General features: G+C 59.5%; 16 protein-coding genes. 7 read left to right on the forward strand and 9 right to left on the reverse strand.

Annotated features, from left to right (window positions below; genetic code table 11):
* Nucleotides 1-7: 7 nt before the first annotated feature.
* From EDC23_RS07470 to EDC23_RS14325, 3 genes are read right to left on the reverse strand one after another with little or no spacing between them, the layout of a single operon-like run.
* Complete coding sequence (locus tag EDC23_RS07470; protein ID WP_134082902.1) at nucleotides 8-586, reverse strand: nucleotidyltransferase family protein; 579 nt, start codon at nucleotides 584-586, stop codon at nucleotides 8-10.
* Entirely contained in the window at nucleotides 583-1,566 is a 984-nt protein-coding gene (locus EDC23_RS07475; RefSeq protein WP_134082905.1) for an XdhC family protein, read from the reverse strand. Before EDC23_RS07475 ends, EDC23_RS07470 begins: the two co-directional genes overlap by 4 nt.
* An 11-nt stretch (nucleotides 1,567-1,577) precedes the next feature.
* Nucleotides 1,578-1,709 (reverse strand): hypothetical protein, encoded by a 132-nt coding sequence (locus tag EDC23_RS14325; RefSeq protein ID WP_279585920.1) that lies wholly within the window; start codon nucleotides 1,707-1,709, stop codon nucleotides 1,578-1,580.
* 420 nt (nucleotides 1,710-2,129) lie between these two features.
* Here EDC23_RS14325 and cspE point away from each other — a divergent pair, with 420 nt between their 5' ends.
* A complete protein-coding gene (cspE, locus tag EDC23_RS07480) occupies nucleotides 2,130-2,330 on the forward strand; it encodes a transcription antiterminator/RNA stability regulator CspE (RefSeq protein WP_134082908.1) in 201 nt (66 codons plus the stop codon).
* Nucleotides 2,331-2,422: 92 nt separating this feature from the next.
* On the opposite strand, the gene EDC23_RS07485 is transcribed toward cspE, so the two are convergent.
* The 4 genes from EDC23_RS07485 to EDC23_RS07500 form a co-directional block, all read right to left on the reverse strand.
* Nucleotides 2,423-5,239: a valine--tRNA ligase gene (locus tag EDC23_RS07485; protein ID WP_134082911.1), complete on the reverse strand. Its 2,817-nt coding sequence runs from the start codon at nucleotides 5,237-5,239 to the stop codon at nucleotides 2,423-2,425.
* Nucleotides 5,240-5,769: 530 nt separating this feature from the next.
* Entirely contained in the window at nucleotides 5,770-6,282 is a 513-nt protein-coding gene (locus EDC23_RS07490; RefSeq protein WP_134082914.1) for a hypothetical protein, read from the reverse strand.
* On the reverse strand, nucleotides 6,279-6,719 hold the full coding sequence (locus EDC23_RS07495) for a DNA polymerase III subunit chi (RefSeq protein ID WP_134082916.1): 441 nt from the start codon (nucleotides 6,717-6,719) through the stop codon (nucleotides 6,279-6,281). The genes EDC23_RS07490 and EDC23_RS07495 overlap by 4 nt, the downstream gene beginning before the upstream one ends.
* The gene (locus tag EDC23_RS07500) at nucleotides 6,719-8,221 is read right to left on the reverse strand and encodes a leucyl aminopeptidase (protein WP_134082919.1); all 1,503 of its coding nucleotides are present in this window, start codon (nucleotides 8,219-8,221) and stop codon (nucleotides 6,719-6,721) included. The genes EDC23_RS07495 and EDC23_RS07500 overlap by 1 nt, the downstream gene beginning before the upstream one ends.
* Before the next feature lie 181 nt (nucleotides 8,222-8,402).
* Between EDC23_RS07500 and lptF the strand changes: the two genes are divergently transcribed.
* Nucleotides 8,403-9,494 (forward strand): LPS export ABC transporter permease LptF, encoded by a 1,092-nt coding sequence (gene lptF, locus EDC23_RS07505; protein WP_166668803.1) that lies wholly within the window; start codon nucleotides 8,403-8,405, stop codon nucleotides 9,492-9,494.
* Entirely contained in the window at nucleotides 9,491-10,552 is a 1,062-nt protein-coding gene (lptG, locus tag EDC23_RS07510; protein WP_134082925.1) for an LPS export ABC transporter permease LptG, read from the forward strand. Before lptF ends, lptG begins: the two co-directional genes overlap by 4 nt.
* A gap of 119 nt (nucleotides 10,553-10,671) precedes the next feature.
* Here lptG and EDC23_RS07515 read toward each other — a convergent pair whose 3' ends face one another.
* Nucleotides 10,672-11,196 (reverse strand): RDD family protein, encoded by a 525-nt coding sequence (locus EDC23_RS07515; protein ID WP_134082928.1) that lies wholly within the window; start codon nucleotides 11,194-11,196, stop codon nucleotides 10,672-10,674.
* A 215-nt stretch (nucleotides 11,197-11,411) separates the two neighbouring features.
* Here EDC23_RS07515 and EDC23_RS07520 point away from each other — a divergent pair, with 215 nt between their 5' ends.
* The 3 genes from EDC23_RS07520 to EDC23_RS07530 are packed head-to-tail and all read left to right on the forward strand — an operon-like array spanning nucleotide 11,412 to nucleotide 12,493.
* Entirely contained in the window at nucleotides 11,412-11,768 is a 357-nt protein-coding gene (locus EDC23_RS07520) for a DUF2173 family protein (protein WP_134082931.1), read from the forward strand.
* A gap of 44 nt (nucleotides 11,769-11,812) precedes the next feature.
* Nucleotides 11,813-12,151, forward strand: a complete 339-nt coding sequence (locus tag EDC23_RS07525) for a DUF2173 family protein (RefSeq protein WP_166668804.1) — start codon at nucleotides 11,813-11,815, stop codon at nucleotides 12,149-12,151.
* Nucleotides 12,152-12,160: 9 nt separating this feature from the next.
* A complete protein-coding gene (locus EDC23_RS07530; protein WP_134082934.1) occupies nucleotides 12,161-12,493 on the forward strand; it encodes a DUF2173 family protein in 333 nt (110 codons plus the stop codon).
* A 49-nt stretch (nucleotides 12,494-12,542) separates the two neighbouring features.
* Here EDC23_RS07530 and EDC23_RS07535 read toward each other — a convergent pair whose 3' ends face one another.
* Nucleotides 12,543-13,661: a glycosyltransferase gene (locus EDC23_RS07535; RefSeq protein WP_134082937.1), complete on the reverse strand. Its 1,119-nt coding sequence runs from the start codon at nucleotides 13,659-13,661 to the stop codon at nucleotides 12,543-12,545.
* A 218-nt stretch (nucleotides 13,662-13,879) separates the two neighbouring features.
* On the opposite strand from EDC23_RS07535, the gene purL reads away from it, so the two are divergent.
* Nucleotides 13,880-17,776, forward strand: coding sequence for a phosphoribosylformylglycinamidine synthase (purL, locus tag EDC23_RS07540; protein WP_134082940.1), 3,897 nt, complete (start codon nucleotides 13,880-13,882; stop codon nucleotides 17,774-17,776).
* The last annotated feature ends 14 nt before the right edge of the window (nucleotides 17,777-17,790 follow it).

Below are 17,790 nucleotides of genomic sequence, written 5' to 3' on the forward strand. Positions count from 1 at the left end.
TCAGAACTCAGAACTCAGAACTCGACATATCTTCCGGGTAATCCACATCCCGCAATACACCGGGATCGTTGACGGAAACCAGTGTCAGATGCTGCGGGTTGGCGTTCAGAATGGGGCGGGCGCCGTGATCGCCGTCCAGGGCCAACAGATCCCGGACATAAGCACTGCCGAACCCGACCGGGTGGCCGCGGCGGTCGCCATAAAGGGGCGCGATGATATCCCGGGGTAATTGCAGTGCCGTGGCGATCGCCCGGGTCGTTTGTTTGTCGATCCAGGGCATGTCGCCCAGGGTGATCAACCAGCCAGGTGCATCGTGGCTGGCGCGTACCGCGCAGGCGAGGCTGCAGCCCATACCGGTTTCGGGTTGGGGATTGATCACGACCTGCAGGCCTTCTGCTTCGAGCAGTTCCGCGGTGCGAGGATCATCGGGGCCGACCACGGCCACGCTTTCGGGTAACACGGCTTTCAGTTTGCGCGCCGCCTGCGCCACCATCGGGACCTGATTCGAGAGGGGCTGGAGCAGTTTGTTGCGGCCAAAGCGCCGGCTTTGGCCTGCGGCCAGCAGGATCCCGGTGACGGGGCTCATACCACATTGACCGCATCCGGGTTGCGCACGACCGCGGTGGCGGCATTACGCAATGCGGTGATCTCGGCGAGGATGGCCAGAGCAATCTCCGGCGGGGTATGGCTGCCGATGTCGAGTCCGACCGGGGCGTGCAGGCGCTGGATCTGTGCCCTGCTCAGCCCCAGTTCCCGCAGGCGCCGGCGGCGGGCGTCGCAGTTGCGTTGCGAGCCGATGGCACCGACATAGAACGCCTCCGAGCCGAGCGCCTCGAGCAGGGCCATATCATCCAGCTTGGGATCGTGGGTGAGGGCCAGTACGATACTGCGGGGGTGGCCGGTGTATTCGCCGACCGCCTCGTCCGGCATCATGCCGATCAGCCGGGCACCGGGTACCTGCCAGCCGGCGGCATACTCCTCGCGCGGATCACAGACGATCACCCGGTAGTCGAGCATCAGCGCCAGCTGCGAGACATACTGGGACAAATGGCCGGCGCCGATCAGCAGCATCTGCCACTGCGGGCCAAACACCTTGCTGATGGCCTCATCGGTGTAACTGAAGGCCTGATCGGCGCTGGCCGGGCCCAGGCTGACCGCGTCGCCGGTCAGATCCACCCGACGCGCCACCAGCTCGTCCTGTTCCATGGCACTCAGCAACGGTTGCAGTTGATCCGGATCGATTAACTGCTCCAGCAACAGCTCCAGCCGCCCGCCGCAGGGCAGGCCGAATCGGGTCGCCTCTTGGCGATCGACCCCGTAATCGAGTCGAACAGGCAGATCGCTCAACTCATTCTGCCGATAGCGGGCCAGCAGATCCTCTTCCACGCAACCGCCGGAGACCGAGCCGACATGCACGCCGTCCGGACGCATCACCAGCAGCGAGCCGGGCGGGCGGGGCGAGGAGCCCCAGGTTTTCAACACGGTGACCAGCACCAGCGCATGGCCCTCTTGCAGCCACTGGTGAGCAGTCTGGATTACGTCGCGGTCAGTGCCCCAATTCGCCATCGTGGTCACCGTCAGGCGAAGAGTTTCAGTGACAGACGCAGGGAGGGTTGACCGCTCAGGCCCGGTCCATCGTGTCGGGCCCACCGCAGGGGGGGATCGATATCAAGCGTGTAGGATTTACCGTTAACATTCAGTTGTGGCATGCGTTGCTCCTCGCGCGGGTTCCTGCTTTTCAATCCTAGCATTTCCCGTTTGAATTTCACCTGGATAAGGAGGCCCCTGGGCTGTTGGTGAAAACCGTGCGTATGCCGGACGGAAACTGAATGGAACAATGGCCCGCCCGGGTATAACGGGAAACCGGGTGTTGTCATCGCTCTGAAGCCCGCCAGCCGGGATGATTTTCACTCGTTGGAGTCGGTTTCGACGCTTTTGATCTTGAATTATCGATTATTATTCCCAAATACTGTAAATGTGTGGTGTTTCTGGTTAAATTCCAGTATATAATGCGCATACGCTACATCTCTCTGGTTCTTGTCAGTATTTCTTTCCAAGATAATACCTGTTGAAACCTCGCAAGACATGTATCGGACTTTTATTAATAACTTTTGAATAGGTAAATTATCATGGCAACAGGAACCGTTAAATGGTTTAACGAATCCAAGGGCTTCGGCTTTATCGCTCCTTCTGATGGAAGCAGTGACGTATTTGTTCACTTTTCGGCTATCACCGGATCAGGCTTCCGTACTCTGACTGAAGGTCAATCCGTGACTTTCAATGTCGAGAACGGCCAGAAGGGCCCGCAGGCGACAGATGTCCAGGCCTAAGCCTTAAACATCTGCTGTCTCAAAAAAGCCCCGCGAGAAATCGCGGGGCTTTTTTTATGCGCGCAATCGGGTTGTAATTCCAGGGTTGTGAGCTACAGCCGGGCGATCTTATCTTTTTGGGATTTGAGCTGCTGCAAAGTGCTCTGGATATCCTTGAGCTTGTCGCGCTCTTTCTGAACTACCGCCTCCGGTGCCTTGTCGACGAAGCTCGCGTTGCCGAGCTTGCCTTCGACGCGTTTGGCATCGCTTTCCAGCTTGTCGATCTCCTTGTTCAGGCGTGCCAGCTCGGCATCCTTGTCGATCAGTCCGGCCATGGGGATGAGGATCTGCATCTCGCCGACCAGGGCGGTGGCCGACTCCGGCGCCTCTTTATCGTCGGGGAGCCAGTCGATGGACTCGATCCGGGCCAGGTTTTGCAGGTAATGATGATTGCGTTCGACGCGGGCTTTATCCTGGTCACTGTAGTGCTGCAGGATTACCGGCAGCGGCTTGCCCGGCTTGATGTCCATGCCGCTGCGGATCTGGCGAATGCCGACGATGAATTGCTTGACCCACTCCATCTCCTCGACGGCGGCATGATCGATCTTGCCGTCGTCCGCTTCGGGATAGGGCTGGGTCATGATGGTCTCGCCGTCTCGGGCAGCCAGCGGGGCGATGCGTTGCCAGATCTCCTCGGTGATATAGGGCATGATCGGGTGGGCCAGGCGTAGCACGGCTTCCAGCACGCGCACCAGGGTACGGCGAGTACCACGTTTGGCCGCCTCGCTGGCGGCGTCGCTCATCAGTACCGGTTTGGACAGCTCCAGATACCAGTCGCAGTATTCGTTCCAGGTAAATTCGTACAGGGCGTTGGCGGCGCGATCGAAACGGTACTCGCCGATCGCCTTGTTGATCTGCTGCTCGGTCTCCTGCAGACGACTGATGATCCATTTGTCGGCCACGGACAGTTCCACTTCGCCGCCATTCTGCCCGCAATCCTGCTCCTCGGTATTCATCAACACATAGCGCGCCGCGTTCCACAGCTTGTTACAGAAGTTGCGATAGCCTTCGATGCGGCCCATGTCGAAGTTGATGTCGCGGCCGGTGGAGGCCAGCGCGGCGAAGGTGAAGCGCAGGGCATCGGTGCCGAAGGCGGGAATGCCGTCGGGAAAATCCTTGCGGGTCTGTTTGGCTATCTTCTCGGCCAGGTGCGGCTGCATCATGCCTTGGGTGCGTTTTTCCACCAGGGTTTCGACTTCGATGCCGTCGATGAGATCGATGGGATCGAGTACGTTGCCCTTGGATTTGGACATCTTCTGGCCGTGGGCGTCGCGCACCAGCCCGTGGATGTAGATTTCACGAAACGGGACATCGTCCATGAACTTGAGCCCCATCATGATCATGCGCGCCACCCAGAAGAAGATGATGTCAAAGCCGGTGACCAGTACGCTGGTGGGGTAGAAGGTCTTCAGCCGTTCGCTCTGCTGCGGCCAGCCCAGGGTGGAGAAGGGCCACAGGGCGGAACTGAACCAGGTGTCGAGCACATCCTCATCCTGTTGCAGGGTGAGATCATCGGGCAGCTGGTGTTGCTGACGGACTTCCTGTTCGTCGCGACCGACATAAATATTGCCATCCTTGTCGTACCACGCCGGGATGCGATGGCCCCACCAGATCTGGCGACTGATGCACCAGTCCTCGATATTACGCATCCATTCAAAATAGGTGTTCTTCCAGTTGCCGGGGACAAATTTGATCGCACCGCTTTCCACGGCCTGGACGGCCGGCTCGGCCAGCGGTTTGGCCTTGACGTACCACTGGTCGGTCAAAAACGGTTCGATCACCGCGCCGGAGCGATCGCCGCGCGGGACCATCAGCTTGTGGGGCTCGACTTTCTCCAGCAGCTCCTGTGCCTCCAGATCGGCGACGATCCGTTTGCGTGCCTCGAACCGATCCAGGCCGGTGTAGGCGGCCGGCAGTAGCTGACCTTCATCGGGCAGGGTGTCGCGTACGGCGGCGCTTTCGCTAAAGATATTGATCAGCCCGCCGTGAGGTTGATCGGCGATAGGCGTTTCATCGCGATGGCGTTGCCAGACCTGGTAATCGTTGAAGTCGTGGGCGGCGGTGATCTTCACGCAACCGGTGCCGAATTCGGGATCGACATAGTCGTCGGCGATGATCGGAATACGCCGGCCGCTCAGGGGCAACTCGACGAACTCACCGAGCAGGTGCTTGTAGCGTTCATCGCCCGGATGAATCGCGACGGCACAGTCACCGAGCAGGGTTTCGGGACGGGTAGTGGCGACGATCAGGTGGCCGGTGCCGTTGGTTAACGGGTAACGCATGTGCCATAGCTGGCCGTTCTCTTCCTCGGAGAGCACTTCGAGATCGGAGACCGCGGTGTGCAGCACCGGGTCCCAGTTGACCAGGCGCTTGCCGCGATAGATCAGGCCTTCTTCGTACAGGCGGACAAAGACCTCCTTGACCGCGTCGGAGAGGCCGTCATCCATGGTGAAGCGCTCATGTCGCCAGTCGGGGGAGGCGCCCATGCGGCGCAGCTGGCGGGTGATGGTGCCCCCGGATTCTTCTTTCCACTCCCAGATCTTCTCGATGAATTTCTCGCGGCCGATATCGTGACGGGTCCGGCCTTCGGCGTTGACGATCCGCTCGACCACCATCTGGGTCGCGATGCCGGCGTGGTCGGTACCCGGTTGCCACAGGGTGTTGTCACCCCGCATGCGGTGGTAACGGGTCAGGGCATCCATGATGGTGTCCTGAAAGGCGTGACCCATGTGCAGGCTGCCGGTGACATTGGGCGGTGGAATCATGATGCAGAAGGGCTCGCCGGTGCCCGAGGGGGCGAAGTAGTCGTTCTCTTCCCAGGTGTCGTACCAGCGTTGTTCGATAGCTTGGGGGTTATATGTTTTGTCCACGAAACGTCCGATTCGGTTGCTTGCGAATTGATGGTCGGAAAAACGGCATTATACCGAATCCCGCCCGGCGGCCATATGCTGCGGTGGTCGAAAAGCCCAAAATTTCCGCTATTTGGTCCGGGCCATGCTGAACTTTGTCGTGATGAATGCGCCGGCTCCCAAATGACACTTCTGGCAGACGCGGCCGGGGTATAGCTGCTGCTCACCCTGCTGACGAAGCGGGTACGGACCCATTTCCTGCCAATGGCCGGGGAGGATATCTATTTATCGTCTGGGGCAATCATCCCGACGGCGAGCTTGACCCGCCGGCAGCGTGTCTTTGGCGGGCTGTTTCTGAACCCTGGCACACTGCTTTTCCTGCGCTCGTTCTGGAGGGGGATCGGCCTGCACTGGCTTCTGAGTTTCTATCCGTTCCTGTGCTTCGGGAAAAGTTGATCTTACTCCCGCGTGTACACTCTTGTGTGTTTTCAAAAAAGATTAGTAGTTTATTTTACAGATTTTTCTCGGTGGTTCTCTGCGGTTAATGCCTTTTATTTTTTGTTACGGACTTGCTCTCGAATGGTATCCAGCTGTTCGGCGATGGTTTTTTTGACTTCTTTTTCGATATTGACCACGGTGCGCATCAACGTGTTGCGGACCTCTTTTTCCAGGCTTGCCTGCAGATGGTCGAGAAACTCCAGCATGGTGTCGCTGTCGGTTTGTTTCGGATCGCTCATGGTAACCGGCTCTTCGCTGTCAGGTGAGGGAGTGGTGTTGTTTGTTGTTGTATCATCTTCGTCGGTTATTTCCGGGATCTCCATCTGCTCGATTGGTGCATCATAGGCGCCGGGTTCAATAATGTCCTCCAGTACCGGCACCACCGGCTCGTTACCGGCTCCGCGGCGCGGTTTTTGCGGATTTGCGGGATCATTGGCACGGCTGATACTGTCACGCGCGGCGGTGAGCTTGGTCTCGCTCTGTTCGAGCAGACTCTTGATCGACTCCAGCGCATTGAGCAGGTTATCTTCCGTGGCCGGATCGCTTGGGTCGTTCTGTTTGCTCATGATGCCTTGTCGTCAAGGTTATGGGTGTTAAGTTCATAACCGCGGTCACGATAAAACCGAAAACGCTCCCGCCCCGCCTGTCGTGCCTGTTCATCCCCGGTGATGAGTTCGGCCACCCGCTCGAAGCGGCTGAAAAAGGGCGGGACCGTTTCGCCCAGATTGATCAATACCTGATTGTGCTCTTTCGGTTCATCATCACAGCCGATTACGATAGCGGCTTGTGAGGCCACTTTATCATCCTGCAGGCTGTGCGGGATGAAACTGCCGTCACGAAACGTCCACAGAAGTTGATCGAGCTGTTCGGCCTGCTGCCGGTCGTCGGCATGTATATATACAGTATGGTTCAGTGTGTAGGCTTTTTCAGCCAGGCGACAGGCCAGGCGCTGGCGGGCCTGGGCGCGATTATCCTCGACGATGTAGAAGTCGACCCGGGTCATCAGAGCTGGTATTTCTTGCCGCACTGGTCAAGCAGGTACTGGGTCAGCAGCGGCACCGGACGACCGGTGGAGCCCTTTTCGGCGCCGCTTTTCCAGGCGGTGCCGGCGATGTCCAGATGGGCCCACTTGAACTTTTCGGTAAAACGGGAGAGGAAGCAGGCGGCGGTAATGGTGCCGGCCTCGCGCCCGCCGATGTTGGCCATGTCGGCAAAGTTGCTCTTGAGCTGCTCCTGATACTCATCCCACAAGGGCAGTTGCCAGGCGCGGTCCCGACTGGTCTGGCCGGCGGCCAGCAGCGCGTCGGCCAGCGACTGGTCATTGCTCAGCAGTCCACAGGGGTGATTACCCAGGGCGACGATGCAGGCACCGGTCAATGTGGCGGTGTCGATGACGGCTTTGGGTTTGAAGCGCTCGCTGTAGGTGAGGGCATCGCACAGGACCAGTCGGCCTTCGGCGTCGGTGTTCAGTATCTCGATGGTCTGGCCCGACATGCTGGTGACCACGTCCCCCGGCTTGTTGGCGTTGCCGTCGGGGAGGTTTTCGCAGGCGGGCACGATCGCCACTACATTGAGCGGCGGTTGCAGTTCGCCAATGGCCTGCATGGTCCCGATCACCCCGGCAGCGCCGCCCATGTCGTATTTCATTTCGTCCATGGCGGCGGCCGGCTTGATGGAGATGCCGCCGGCATCGAAGGTAATGCCCTTGCCGACCAGCACATACGGTTTATCGCCTTTTTTACCCCCGTTATATTCCATGACGATCAGTTTGGGGGGCTGGCGACTGCCTTTGGCGACCGACAGGAAGGCGCCCATCTTCAGCTCCTCAATGGCCTTTTGGTTGAATACCTTTACTTTCAGGTTGTTATAGCTTTTAAGCTGCTTGCTGGTCTGGCTGGCCAGGTAAGTAGGCGTACAGACATTGCCGGGCAGATTCCCCAGGTCGCGGGTGAAGTTGGCGCCCTTGCCGATGGCCTCGCCAATCTTCAGGCCGGTGCGGGCCGTCTTGAGCGCCTTCTCTTCCACGCAAAGCTGCAGCTTGCCCAGGGGGTAATCGGGTTTTTCCGGTTTGCTGAAGGTCTGGTGGTAGCGATACAGTGTCTGGTGGACCAGCTCCGCGGCGCGGCGCACATTCCAGGCGCGCGAGCGATCCTTGACCGGCAGATCGGTGAGATAGCAGGCGGCGTCGCGGGCGCCGGAGTCGTGGGCCGCCTTGATGGCGACGGCGAGTGTTTTGGCGTACTGGGTGGCATCGAATTCATCCGCTTTGCCGCAACCGACCAGCAGGACGCGTGTGGCCTTGATACCCGGCAGTTTGTGCAGCATCAGGGTCTGGCCGGCCTTGCCGTCCATATCTCCCTGTTTCAGAATACGGTTGATCTCGCCGCCACAGGCCTTGTCCAGCGCTTTGGCGTGAGGATCGGGGCGGCGTTTGTCAAACACGCCGACGATGAGGCAACTGCCGGCTTGTTGTTCGACCGGTGTCGATTTGAGCGTAATATTCATACGGATTCCTGTTTTTGCCTGCTTTGAATCGGATTTGCCGGATCGTAACCCCGTTACCGCTCTGCTGGCCAATCATAAAAAAATCGCCAAACACAGGGTTAATTCATCGTGATGCACAATATAATACAGTATTGTTTGTGTAGATAAAGAACGAGCCGGTTTTCAACCCCCTGATTCTGACGTGATTATAGCCCGGTACCTGGTTAAGGAAGTTTTTCTCACCTTTTTGGCGGTGGCCCTCGTGCTGTTGCTGATCGCGCTCAGTGCGCAGCTGGTGGGCCTGTTCGATGATGTGGCCCGGGGTTCGCTGCAGGTGGACATGGTGCTGCAGATCTTCGGGGTGCGGATTCTCAGCCTGCTGGTGTTTATCCTGCCGTTGGCATTGTATCTGGCAATTATTCTGGCGCTGGGTCGCCTGTATCGCGATAGTGAAATGGCGGCTATCAATGCCTGTGGTATTGGCACCGGCTATATTCTGCGGGCGGTGCTGGGGCTGGCGCTGGTGGTGGCGGTGCTGCAGGGCGTGCTCAGCTTGCAGTTGTCGCCCTGGGCGGAACATCAGGTCCAGCGCCTGACTGCCGTGGCGCAGGCACGTGGCGATATCCAGGGTATCTCACCGGGCCGTTTTCAGGAGATGAGCGAGGGCAGTGGCGTGCTCTACGTCGAGGAAGTGAATCGTGAGCAGAATCGGATGCATAATGTGTTTGTGCAGCAGCAACGTGAAGGGGGGCAATCGATTATCCGTGCCCGGTCCGGTCATCAGATGACCGAGGAAGAAAACGGTGATCGTTTTATGGTCCTGGAGTCGGGCTATCGTTACGAGGGCGAGCCGGGGCAAGATGACTATACAGTGGTTGAATTTGAAAAACACGGGATACGTATCCAGGAGAAGGAGCCCGAGATCACCAGCCGCAAGCACAAGGCTATCCCGACCATTGAACTCTGGAAAGAAGATAAAAGGGGGTATACCGCTGAGCTACAGTGGCGTATCTCATCGGCCCTGATGTGTCTGATCCTGGCATTCGTAGCGGTGCCCTTGAGTGTGACCTCACATCGTCAGAATCGGTATGGCAAACTGGCGATCGCGATTGTGTTGTATATGGTACTGACTAACTTGCTGACTGTCTCTCGTAACTGGCTGTCTGATGAAAAGATATCGCCCTGGGTAGGGCTGTGGTGGGTGCATGGAGCGGTGTTACTTCTTGCCGTAATCCTGTTATTGCGTCAAAGCGGTATCCGACACTGGTGGCACAAGGGAGCGACAAGCAGATGAAAATACTGGAGCGTTACATCGGCCAGTCCGTTATCGTCGGCGTGTTTTCGGTACTTGCTGTACTGGTCGCCCTGTTCGCTCTGCTCGGCTTCGTGGATGAGCTCGATCAGATCGATCGGGGCAATTATACGATCTGGCATGCGTTGCTCTATACCCTGCTTAACATGCCGCGCCAAATGTATGAAATCTTTCCCATGGCCGCCCTGTTGGGAACCATGTTGGGGTTGGGGACACTGGCCAATAATCGCGAGCTGGTGGTCATGCGTACCGCGGGTTTGTCATTGACACGGATCGTCTGGGCTGTCATGAAAACCGCCGCCATGTTGATTCTGCTGGCTATGGTGATTGGTGAAGTTATCGCACCGCCAGTATATGAATACAGCAACCAGAAACGTGTGCAACTGATGGGGGCAAAGATCAGTCTGAATACCCAGTATGGCCTCTGGGCCCGGGACGGGAGTACCTATATCAACGTGCGTCGCATTGATGATCAGGCAAAGCTGCGCGGGATTCATTTGTATACTTTCGATGGCCAGCGCATGGAGACGCTTATGCGGGCCAAAAGTGCCCGTTATGATGGTGAACAATGGTTATTGAAGGGGGTGACCCGCTATGAAATCGGCGATCAGGCATTGCACGAGCGTAAAGTCGAGGAGATGCCCTGGAGTACGCTGCTCGATCCGGATTTGATAAATGTGGTATCGGTGGATCCGGATACCCTGGCGGTCTGGAAACTGTATGACTACATCGGTTACCTCCACGATAATGGACTGGACTCCGGGCAGTACGAACTGGCGATATGGGGCAAGGCGGTGATGCCGTTTACCCTGGCCGCGATGGTGTTGCTGGCCGTGCCGTTCGTGTTCGGGGCACAACGTCATACCAGTATTGGGCAACAGATTATGATCGGATTTTTGGTCGGTATCGTGTTTTATATCGGCAACCGGCTCGCCGGGCAGATGGGACTGGTCTACGAGCTGCCGCCGGCGCTGGCAGCGGCCTTGCCCACGGCGCTGGTGATCGGCGCGTCGCTACTCTGGTTCCGCCGATTACGCTAATACCCTTCGGGTAGGTGCCAGGAGCTAGTTTTTATATCCCCTCCCCTGGAAGGGGAGGGTTAGGGAGGGGTGATAGAAAATCAGTTTCCGCAAACCACCTGGCACCTAGCACCTAGCAACTAGCCCCTATCCTTCGGCAGAAGGATAACGCGGGTGTGGGTTATGCGTTCCCGCCAGCCATTGGGCCAGTTGTCGAATCCCAGCCAGAGCAGACCAATCAGGACGATGCTGCCGTGGGGCAGATTTTGCAGCCAGCGCAGGATGCCCGGCAGCTGTATTTGGGGGTTGAAGTACACTGCCAGTCCCAGCATCAACACCAGCCAGCCGGGCAGCCCGCTTAAAAAACGCAGCAGCGCGGCGAGCCAGTCCAGCGCCCCGGCGTTGTCGCGGATCAGTTGCAGGCGCCAGGCACGCATGCCGAGTGTTTGCCCGCCGTGGGTCCAGAATCCGCCAAAAAAGCCAAAGCAAATGAGCAGAAAATAACCGGTCAGTAGCAGGTTGTGACCCTCGATCGCCTCGCCACCGGTAAAAATCAACGGGATAGCCGAGGCGATAAAGAGTATCGCCAGTAGCAACAGCGCGTCGTACAGCATGGCGAACAGACGTCGATGGAGCGGTGCCGACGGGAGGGCTGAAACGGTCATGGTCAAATCCTGAGCAGCAGTAGCACTGGCATGGTCCGGTAATCTTGCGAAGAACGGTCCTATTTTATAGGGACCTATAAAAAAACTCTATATGGCATTCTTTGTCAGGTCTGTTATTACTTAAGAAACGGTTGTCATTGATCTGAATCAAGCAATGGCAATCAGCCGCAACTTGCCAGCGGCAACATAACTATAAAACACAAAGAGGGGACTGCATGAGCGTCATATCCGATCTGGTGGCGACACCGGGCGTCATCGCAGCAGGCGAGTATACCTACCGGGGCGATCGATTTACCTACGACGGGCAGCTCGATTACGAAACCGCACGCATGGCCTCGATCATGTGCCGCGCCACTACCATGGCCGTGCACATGGAAACGGACATGCTCAAACATCTCAAAGCCGATTGCGGCTGCGCGCCGGCGCGGGGCTGGGTGGTGCGGGGTGACAAGATGACGGTTTGCGTGATGGCCAATGTGTTCTGCTTTATCGATAACGCCAATGGTTCGTTGAACGACATCATGGCCTATCTGCGCGAGCATGTGGAGAGTTCTGAAACAATGCTGGTATGACCGGCTACATAATAATAAACCAATCAGTCTTTAAGGAGTGACCAATGGCCGATCTGGATAAACTGATCAACCTCGATGGCGCGGTTGCCGCATTCAATTTCAGTAGCAAAGGGGAGCTGCAGGAGTCGCGTATCAGCGCGGACAGCGAAATGACTGACGCCATTCTCGATCTGGTGGCGCATGTCTGTGTCGCCAATACCTCGATTGCCACCATGCAGGCGCGGGGCTGGGAGAACGTGACCGGTTCCGGCGGGTTTTACCCGGTCAAGGGCTTTTCACTGATCGGTTTTGACTGGACTGTCATCGCCAATGAAGAGGCCGGCGTGATTATGCCAAATGACAATACCGATTATGAAGCAGCTTACGCGGCGCTGGAAGCCTGAGGAGGCCACTTGATTAAACAGATCATGATCCTTGATGGTGTGATGGCCGTTGCGCATTTTCGCGATGATGGCGAGCTGGTGGAAGGCTATGGGATGGGGGGACAGGAGGAACAGGCTAATCTTGCCCACTTTGCGCATAACTACAAGCGCCTGGTGCAGGGTAATGCCGACCAACTCTCCATGTTTACCGGTATCCGCGGCTGGACGCCGCCCGGCGGCTGGGTGGTCCGCGGCGCGCGTTACACGGTCTGCAGCGTGGGCAACGTGGTTTGCCTGTTCGATGGGAGCGAAGGTCACCTCAACGAGGTGATGCAGGAGTTACGGGGTGCCTCGCAATGGTAGGGCCGGATTCCAGGGTCTGGCTATCGGGTCCCTGTCATTGGCGGAGTAGTTACTCGCTTTTGCCCGTGACATCCCGGCCTAACAGATCCGAGTAGACTGCCAGGGTTCTGGCGACGGTGATATCCGGGTTGAACGTGGTCCGGATGCGCTCTTCCGCGGCAATGCCCATCTGCTTGCGCCGTTCAGGGTCGCGAAGCAGTTCGTTCAGCGCATTGGCCAGTGCGCCCGGATCACCCGAGGCAACGATGCGGCCACTGATCCCTTCCTCGACCAATTCCGGACTGCCGCCGGAGTCGGTCACGACCGCCGGCACTTGTTGACTCATCGCCTCGATCACGGTGCGGGGCAGCCCCTCGCGCCGCAGGGAGGGCAGCACGAAAACATCGAGTGCCCCGGTCAGACTGGCCGCATCGGCGCGCCAGCCGAGAAAATGGATGCGCCCGGCCGCCGGGCTGCGCGCAACCTGTCTGGCAATGGCTCTGTCGGCGACCTTGCCGATCAGGACCAGGTGAACAGCCCGGTTTTCGAGTCTCTCCAGTGCTTCGATCAGCACCGGAATGCCCTTGCGCTTGCGCATTTGGGCGACGCAACCGATCACCGTCGCGTCGGCGGGAATCCCGAATTCGGTGAAATCGTCAGGGACGTTCTCGTGAGGCCACCAGTCGGTCTCGTGCCCCTTGTGCACGGTGACCACTTTCTCCGGCGGAATTCGCCAGCCCAGGAAGCGGTTGTGCAACAGATCCTGGCGAATTGCCTCGCAGACGCAGATGATGCGATCGACCCGGGGATGCAGGAAACTGCTACGCGAGGAGGGGTTCAGCCAGTGCAGATTGCCGACGATGCCGCGGTAGGCAACCAGCCTGGGCGGCAGATCCCGGATTGCCCGGATCGTATTGGAGAGGGCGGTTTTGGTATAGGTATGGACAATCTCGGGTTGCTCGGCCAGCACCAGTTGCCGCAGGCGCGCAATGGCCTCGGGATCGATCCGCTTGCGAATGTCCAGATGGTGAACCGGAATCCCCGCGGCCTGCATGTCATCCTGGAATTTTGCCCCGCTTCGACACACCACGATGACATCGATGCCCCGGGCTTTGGTTCTGAGCAACTGGTGGCGCTCGCCCACATCCGTGCCTTGAAAAACATGCAAAACTTTCAGTGTCTGACCCATGCTGTATGCTGACCCCGGTTATATTGCCAAAACCGGCAGTATACCCCGACTGTCGCAAGCTTCGGTACTCCTGAACCGGGACTTGCCCGGTGTAATAACTGAGTTTGCGGTTTAGTTGTTGCGTTGCAAGGCGGCTTCCGCGTCACTCGCTCCCCGGCTCGGAGATCGTGTATGATCCGTGTTTACCATCAATGCCAATCAAATCCGGGATTCCGCGCATGTTGCAACTCCGAGGTGGCTCGGCCCTGTCGTCCTTTCGTCTGGAAAAATGTCTGGCCGCTCTGCGCATCGAGGTGCCTGAAGTAGCGGATTTGCAGGCGATCTATTTGCACTTTGTCGAAACTGAGCCGCAACTGGAGGCCGAACAACGCCAGCGCCTCGAGAACCTGCTCGCTTATGCCGAACCGCCCGCGCGGCCCTTGCAGGGCCATGACTTTCTCGTCATCCCCCGTCCCGGCACTATCTCCCCGTGGTCGAGCAAGGCGACCGATATTGCGCACAATTGCGGTCTGCAAAACGTGCAACGGATCGAGCGCGGCATTCTCTATACCCTGACGCTTGGCGACGGTAACGAACTGAGCGCGCAACAGGCCCGGCGCCTGGGTGCGGCGCTGCACGACCGTATGACCGAGGCGGTGTTCCGCGATACCGGTGAAGCTCAACGGCTGTTCCGTCATCCCGATCCGGCGCCGCTGACCGAGGTCGATGTGCTCGGTGGCGGAGGCGATGCCTTGCAGCGGGCCAATACCGAGCTGGGCCTGGCACTGGCCGGGGATGAAATCGATTACCTGGTGGAGAATTTCCAGTCGCTGGGACGCAACCCCAGCGACGTGGAACTGATGATGTTTGCCCAGGCCAATTCGGAACATTGCCGGCACAAGATTTTCAATGCCGACTGGATCATCGACGGCCAGCCCCGCGACAACTCCCTGTTCGGGATGATTCGCAACACCTACCAGCAGCATAGCGACGGCATTCTCTCCGCCTACAGTGACAACTCGGCGGTGATCGAAGGCCATGGGGGCCGGCGCTTTTATCCCGGGTCCGGTACGCGCGAGTACGCCTATCATGCCCAGGACATCCATATCCTGATGAAGGTCGAGACCCACAACCATCCCACCGCGATTGCCCCGTTTCCCGGTTCCGCCACCGGGGCCGGCGGTGAGATCCGCGACGAGGGGGCGACCGGTCGGGGTTCAAAACCCAAGGCCGGGCTGTGCGGCTATTCGGTCTCCAATCTGCGCCTGCCCGACTGCCCCCGGCCGTGGGAGACCGATTACGGCAAGCCGGGACGGATCGTCTCGGCGCTGGACATCATGCTCGAGGCGCCCATCGGCGCGGCGGCCTTCAATAACGAATTCGGCCGGCCCAACCTGTGCGGTTATTTTCGGACCTATGAGGAGCGGGTACCGGGCCCGCAGGGCGAAGAGGTCCGCGGGTATCACAAGCCGATCATGCTGGCCGGCGGGCTGGGGAATATCCGCGACGATCACGTTGCCAAGAATGACATCCCGCCCGGGGCGCAGATCGTGGTACTCGGTGGCCCGGCCATGCTGATCGGCCTGGGGGGCGGGGCGGCCTCGTCCATGGCCACCGGGGAGAGCCTGGAGGATCTCGACTTTGCCTCGGTGCAGCGGGGCAATCCGGAGATGGAGCGTCGTGCCCAGGAGGTGATCGATCGCTGCTGGCAGCTGGGCGAGGCCAATCCCGTCATCAGTATTCACGATGTGGGCGCCGGCGGCCTCTCCAATGCCCTGCCGGAGCTGGTCAACGACAGTGGGCGCGGCGGGCGTTTCGAGCTGCGTGCCGTGCCCAACGACGACCCGGGCATGTCACCCCTGGCGATCTGGTGCAATGAAGCCCAGGAGCGCTATGTGCTGGCTGTGGGGCCCGAAGATATGGCGCGGTTTGCCGAGATCTGCCAGCGGGAACGCTGCCCCTGGGCGGTGGTCGGCGAGGCGACCGAGGAGCGCCGCCTGGTCGTGGGTGATGGGCATTTCGACAACACGCCCATCGATATGCCGCTGGAAGTGTTGCTGGGCAAGCCGCCCAAGATGCTGCGCGACGTTCATCATGCCCCGTTTAGTAAACCCGGCTTCGACACCGCCAGCGTGGATCTGGCGGAGGCCGCCGAACGGGTGCTGGCCCTGCCGACGGTGGCTGACAAGAGCTTTTTGATTACCATCGGCGATCGCACCATTACCGGCCTGGTGGCCCGGGATCAGATGGTCGGACCCTGGCAGGTACCGGTGGCTGACGTGGCGGTGACTGCCGCCAGTTACGATACCTGCGCCGGTGAGGCGATGGCGATGGGCGAGCGTACGCCGGTGGCGTTGCTGCACCACGCCGCCTCGGCCCGGCTGGCCGTCGGGGAAGCGCTCACCAACCTGGCGGCCGCCCCGGTACCGGACCTGTCACGGGTCGTACTGTCGGCCAACTGGATGGCCGCGGCCGGCCATCCCGGCGAGGATGCCGGTCTCTTTGATGCGGTGCAGGCGGTGGGCATGGAGCTGTGTCCGGCACTGGGGATCACCATTCCCGTGGGCAAGGACTCCATGTCGATGAAAAGCGTCTGGCAGGAAGGCGGCGAAACCCGCTCGGTGACCGCACCGCTGTCGTTGATCGTTTCGGCCTTCGCGCCGGTGAGCGACGCGGGCCGCACCCTGACACCGCAGCTGCGCAGCGACCGGGGGGCAACCCGGCTGATTCTGATCGATCTGGGCAAGGGGGCCAACCGGCTTGGTGGCTCCTGCCTGACCCAGGTCTACAAGCAGCTGGGCCAGCACCCGGCGGATCTTGACGATCCCCTGGCGCTGAAACACTTTTTCAATGTTATTCAATCGCTTAACGAGCAGGGTCGACTGCTGGCCTACCACGATCGCGCCGATGGCGGGCTGTTTGCGAGCCTCTGCGAAATGGCCTTTGCCGGCCGCACCGGCCTGCAGATCCGGCTCGACGAGCTGGGCGAGGACGCCGTCGCCAGCCTGTTCAGCGAGGAGCTGGGGGCGGTGATTCAGGTGCAAGACAGTGAACTGGCAGCGGTGCAGGAGGCGTTACATGAGGCCGGTCTGGGCCATTACAGCCATGTGATCGGCAGCCTGCGCGAGGATGATCGACTGGTTTTCGAACATCACGGTGAGACGGTACTGGACGGGACACGCACCCACTGGCGCCGTATCTGGAGTGAAACCAGCTACCGCATGCAGGCGCTGCGCGACAATCCCGAGTGCGCCCGCGAAGAGTACGATAACCTGCTGGATGAAACCGATCCGGGCCTGTCACCCCATTGCAGTTTCGATCCGCAGGAGGACGTTGCCGCGCCGTATCTCAACCTCGGCCAGCGTCCGCGGATTGCCGTGCTGCGCGAGCAGGGTGTGAACGGCCAGATCGAGATGGCCGCGGCGTTCGATCGCGCCGGTTTTGCGGCGGTGGATGTGCACATGAGCGATGTCATCAGCGGGCAGGTGTCGCTCAACGATTTTTCCGGGCTGGTCGCCTGTGGAGGCTTTTCCTACGGTGACGTGCTGGGTGCCGGTGGCGGCTGGGCCAGCTCGATTCTGTATAATCCGCGCGCCCGCGACGAGTTCGAGGCGTTTTTCACCCGCCCGGACAGTTTCGGGCTGGGGGTGTGTAACGGCTGCCAGATGCTCTCCCATCTGCGGGATCTGATTCCCGGCGCCGGCCACTGGCCGCGTTTTGTACGCAACCGCTCCGAGCAGTTCGAGGCGCGCCTGGCGCAGGTCGAAGTCCTCGAATCACCCTCGATCCTGCTGGCCGGGATGGCCGGTTCCCGGCTGCCGATTGCCGTGGCCCACGGCGAGGGGCAGGCCCGCTTCGATATTCCGGATGCCGCACGGCGGCTGCAGACTGAACAATTGGTGAGCTTGCGCTATATTAATAATTACGGTGAAGCCACCGAACGGTATCCCTACAATCCCAATGGTTCTCCTGAAGGGATTACCGGCCTGACGACCATGGATGGGCGCTTCACCATCATGATGCCGCATCCGGAGCGTGTATTTCGCAGCCTCCAGTATTCATGGCATCCTGATGCGTGGGGCGAAGAGGGTCCCTGGCTGCGGTTGTTCCGTAACGCGCGCCGCTGGCTGGATTGAGACAGACTGATTCC

The sequence above is a fragment of the Thiohalophilus thiocyanatoxydans genome, from assembly GCF_004366735.1.
Classification (GTDB): Bacteria; Pseudomonadota; Gammaproteobacteria; order UBA6429; family Thiohalophilaceae; genus Thiohalophilus; species Thiohalophilus thiocyanatoxydans.